This is a genomic window from uncultured Cyclobacterium sp. (assembly GCF_963976465.1).
GTDB lineage: Bacteria > Bacteroidota > Bacteroidia > Cytophagales > Cyclobacteriaceae > Cyclobacterium.
Map to the genome: position 1 here is coordinate 1 of NZ_CAXBOC010000649.1, position 2,473 is coordinate 2,473.

The 2,473-nt window shown below is 43.2% G+C and carries 2 protein-coding genes; one reads left to right on the top strand and one right to left on the bottom strand.

The window, feature by feature from the left end; all coding sequences use genetic code 11:
- A partial coding sequence (locus AAC037_RS23420) for a lyase family protein (RefSeq protein ID WP_339906040.1) occupies positions 1 to 636 on the top strand: 636 nt, incomplete at its 5' end.
- Between the two features lie 76 nt (positions 637 to 712).
- On the opposite strand, the gene gcvP is transcribed toward AAC037_RS23420, so the two are convergent.
- Positions 713 to 2,473 (bottom strand): aminomethyl-transferring glycine dehydrogenase (gcvP, locus tag AAC037_RS23425; protein WP_339906041.1); only part of this gene is annotated, 1,761 nt, incomplete at its 5' end.

Below are 2,473 nucleotides of genomic sequence, written 5' to 3' on the forward strand. Positions count from 1 at the left end.
TCAGGCAATCCTTTTATAACTGCTCCCAATAAATTTGAATCTTTGGCAGCCCATGATGCCATAGTAGAGACCCATGGAGCTTTGAAACAATTGGCCGTAAGCCTGATGAAAATTGCCAATGATGTCAGGATGTTGTCTTCAGGCCCTCGATCCGGGATTGGTGAAATCTTGATTCCTGAAAATGAACCGGGATCATCCATCATGCCAGGTAAAGTTAACCCTACACAGGTAGAAGCTATGACCATGGTCTGTGCCCAGGTGATAGGCAATGATACCGCAGTATCTGTTGGTGGTATGAGCGGTCAGTTTGAGCTGAACGTATTCAAACCTATGATGGTAAATAACCTACTTAACTCCGCAAGATTATTGGGTGATGCTTGTGTTTCTTTCACAGACAATTGTGTGGTAGGTATTGCGCCGAATTTTCCTTTTATCAAAAGGCACCTTGAAAATAGCTTAATGCTTGTTACAGCACTTAATCCTCATATTGGCTATGAAAATGCAGCGAAAATCGCTAAAAAAGCCCATAAGGAAGGTACAAGCTTGCGCGAAGCAGCGCTTGATCTTGGCTTATTGACCAACGAGCAGTTTGACGAATGGGTACGTCCTGAAGACATGACAGGAAGTTTGAAGTAAAATTCTTTTTTACTATTATAAAAAGCCCCAACTTGAATTTCAAGTTGGGGCTTTTTATTTAGCTTGTTTAGCCTTTTTATTCGGTCTCAAAATCCGAGGTGGGAATACAGCTACACATAAGGTTTCGGTCACCATAGGCAGCATCTATTCTGCCCACCGCCGGCCAAAATTTATTTTCTTTAACAAAAGGCAGTGGATAAGCCGCTTTTTCTCTGCTATAAGGCATTTCCCAATTGTCTGAGATAATACTTGCAGCAGTGTGGGGCGCATTTTTCAATACATTCACCTGTTTATCTGCTTTGCCTTCTTCAATTTCTCTGATTTCTTGACGTATGGCAATCATGGCTTCGCAGAAACGGTCCAATTCATCCTTAGATTCAGACTCTGTAGGTTCCACCATAAGTGTACCGGGTACAGGGAAAGAAACGGTCGGCGCATGAAAACCATAATCCATAAGTCGTTTTGCAATGTCTTCCACTTCCACACCAAATGCTTTGAATGCCCTGCAATCCAGAATCATTTCATGTGCAGCCCGACCATTGGCTCCGGTATATAGAATAGGAAAATCAGTCCCGAGGCGGGTTTTAATATAATTGGCATTCAAAATGGCAATTTTCGTCGCCTTGGATAAACCCTCTTCGCCCATCATGGCAATGTAAGCATAAGGAATAGGTAAAATACTTGAGCTGCCAAAAGGGGCGGCAGATATAGGGGTAATGGCAGCGGTACCTCCGGTCTTTACATAAGGATTTCCCGGAAGAAAAGGTACCAAATGCTTGGCTACACAAATGGGCCCCATACCCGGTCCACCTCCTCCATGAGGAATGCAGAATGTCTTGTGAAGATTAAGATGACAAACGTCTGCGCCGATCAAACCCGGACTGGTCAGTCCCACCTGTGCATTCATATTGGCCCCATCCATATATACTTGTCCGCCATATTCATGTACAAGGTCACAGATTTCTTTAATCGCCTCTTCAAAGACCCCATGGGTAGATGGATAGGTTACCATAAGGGCAGAAAGTTGGTCTTTATAGGCAGCTGCTTTTTCTTTGAAAGCTGCTACATCAATATTCCCTTTTTCATCACAAGGGACAATTACTACTTTCATTCCCGCCATGACTGCAGAGGCCGGGTTGGTACCGTGGGCCGAAGAAGGAATTAAGACCACGTTTCTAAAGTCTTCATTTCTACTTTGATGGTAAGCACGGATCACCATTAAACCTGCATACTCTCCTTGTGCCCCTGAATTGGGCTGCAAGGAGGTGTCAGAAAAGCCTGTAATTTCACTAAGCCAATTCCGAAGATCTTGAAACATCTCATAATAACCTGCCGCTTGATCCTGGGGTGCAAAGGGGTGTAGCTGCCCAATTTCCGGCCAGGTAATGGGGATCATTTCAGTGGTGGCATTGAGCTTCATGGTGCAAGAACCCAAAGAAATCATGGAGTGAACCAAAGATAAATCCTTGTTTTCAAGTTTTTTCATGTAGCGTAGCATTTCATGCTCAGAGTGGTATTTTTGGAATACCTCATGCTCCAAGAATTTGGATTTTCGCTCTAATTCAGAAGGGATGGTTGCTTCAATTTGACTTGGGATTTCCGGAACTTCAGGTTGTAACCTATTGGTGGATTTGGCAAATACTTCAAAAATTTCAACTACATCCTGTCTGGTTTTTGCCTGATCGAAGCTCAATAGAATATGGCCTTCATCGTACCTGAAGTTTAATTTTTTGGAAACTGCAAAGGCACGGATTTTTTCCATCTGTACTTGATCTACCTTGATACGGATGGTGTCAAAATAAGCCTTATTGATTTGTTCAAAGCCAATCTCACTGAG